The organism is Sphaerimonospora thailandensis (genome assembly GCF_016863115.1).
GTDB lineage: Bacteria > Actinomycetota > Actinomycetes > Streptosporangiales > Streptosporangiaceae > Sphaerimonospora > Sphaerimonospora cavernae.
Window position 1 is genome coordinate 1 of record NZ_BOOG01000115.1, and the last position, 2,226, is coordinate 2,226.

2 protein-coding genes are annotated in these 2,226 nt (G+C 61.7%); both read right to left on the reverse strand.

Annotation, left to right across the window (positions count from 1 at the left end):
- A partial coding sequence (gene istA / locus Mth01_RS29145) for an IS21 family transposase (protein ID WP_204019177.1) occupies positions 1 to 1,094 on the reverse strand: 1,094 nt, incomplete at its 3' end.
- Positions 1,095 to 1,417: 323 nt separating this feature from the next.
- Positions 1,418 to 1,939: an RICIN domain-containing protein gene (locus Mth01_RS30520; RefSeq protein ID WP_204019178.1), complete on the reverse strand. Its 522-nt coding sequence runs from the start codon at positions 1,937 to 1,939 to the stop codon at positions 1,418 to 1,420.
- Positions 1,940 to 2,226: the final 287 nt, after the last annotated feature.

The following is a 2,226-nucleotide window of genomic DNA, read 5'->3' on the forward strand; positions in this document are numbered from 1 at the left end:
GACGGGAGGCGTAGAAGGCGTCGATGTCGGCGGCTGCGGCCTGGGCGAGCTGTTCTACCTGCCGTTTTGCCACGTTCACCCCGGTGGCCCGCAGTATCGCCGCGCCGGCGTCGTCGAACGAGCCCCGCGCCGATTCGATCGCCGCCAGCTTGCGCAGCCCGTGCGAATGCTTCTCGGCCGGCAGGTTCAAGGCCGCGTCGGTCCGGCAGCGGACGCAGCGGCTCGCGGCGGGCCAGTTCGGCCACGCTCACCTTGCCGCCGTCGATCTTACGGATGCGGATGTCCCCACGCTTGCGGCACCACACGTCCAGCCGCTCCTGGGCCTGGGCGGGCGAGACATCATCGCCCAGCGTGCGCCACCAGCGTTGCGCGGCGGCGTGGTTGGCCTTCTCCACACTGCCCTTGCGCCAGGAACGGCCGCTCGGGCAGACACGCACGTTCACCCCGTAATACTTGGCCACCGCCGCGAACGACGCGGTCACCTCTCCCGTGGCGGGATGGCAGACGGTCGCCATCCGGTCGAACCGCCACTCGGCGCTGAGGCCACCCAGCCGTGCACACACCCCGTGCAGCGCCTCGATCAGGTGCGGCTGGTCTTCGGACTCGGCCAGCACCCCGCGCCAGATCCCGGAGTACGGCAGCGAGCCGACCAGCAGGTGCGCGCTCGCGCCCCACCCCCACGAAGCGGGCGCCTGCGGCAACTCCAGCCAGTCCCATTGAGTCTCAGCCCCCGGCCGGTGCGTGATACGGACGTACTCGGCCGGTCCGCCCGCGTGCGCGCACTTCTCGCATGCCGGGCGCAGCTCCCGCACCCGCAACGCCCGAGTGAAGGTCGAGTAGCCACTCCGATAGCCCAGCTCCACCAACTCGTCGAACAACGTCGTGGCCCACAGGTGCGGATCCCCGGTGTCGGCATCCAGCCGCAGCCGGCAGTACTCGGCGAACGGCTCGAACGGATCGGCGAGGCTGCGCCGCCGCTGCCCCGGTACACGCTCCCCGTTCAGATACGCCCGGATCGTCGCCCGGCTACGGCCCAGATGCCGCGCGATCGCCGAGATCGACCAGCCACGTTTGCGCAAAGCCTGCGCTTCCACGTCTTCCCCCTGTGTGAGCATCGGATGCGGCTCCCCCCGACTCGCTTCGAACATTGATCATCCGAAGCATCGTGGGGAGCCACCTGGGACGAGAAGGATCTCTCCCGGCGAGTCGCTCACCTGGCAAATTTCAGAGAGCAGGTCTGGTCAAGTTCACCTGAGCGCCATCAGTCCCGCCAGGCCGATCCCGTGCTCTTCGTCGAAGGCTGCATGCGTCTTGCTGGGGGCGTGAAACAATCGCACGTGAGAGGTGTCCTATCGGGCGGGCTGCTGGAAGCATCATTCAGGAAACTTCAGTCAGATTTCGGCCCGTGGATCCAGGCTCAGCCACCGTCCCTTCGCCAATAACATCCCGTGGGGCTACCGTATCTCTGGTCCGAGCATGTCGCCTCATGAAGGAGAGACGTGTTCACTGGGCTGAGATCGACGACGGAGAGCATGTCGACGTAGGCATTTCCTTGACAGCCCATTTTGTTGACCCAGGCAGAATAGTAGCGACCATCGGTTTGATCCCAGAGTTTGCGGTAATCCCACCATTGAGATGAGGCGTTCAGCCAATCATACTGGTCAGGGAATCCGCAATAGCCGTTTCCGTATTGTTGATCTGCGAAACCCAGCCATTTACGACTGTTGTTATTCATCAGCCTGTAGTAGCCGTCGCTGAGTGTGAAGTCAGACCAAAGTTGATTAGCTGAGTTATAGATCGGCCACGTGATGACTCTACCCTTGTTAGCGGTAGAGCTTTGATAGACCTCCAGATAGTGCCTGTTGTATTCGTTCTGCCACTTGTAAGTACCGTCCGCGTACGCGGGAACTGAAATGTAATCCTTTTCACTCCATACCACATCTTTTCAGGAGGCAGGGGACCCAAGACAGACCACGCACAATCGCTAAGCTTCGAAACTCAAAAGCGGGCCCACTTCCCATGCGGGCTCAGGTTAATTTACAACAAGTTAACACCCTCAATTCCAAGCTGATTATGCACATAAAGTTATTATTTGACAATACAACTCAACAGAGTGTGATGTACATCACAATACGCCGCGCCGACGAGCTGTTCGAATTGTTGATTCGGCCAGCCCGAAACGTCTTGGAGTGCCTTCCTCAACCCGTCTGAGGGTGTCCATTCACG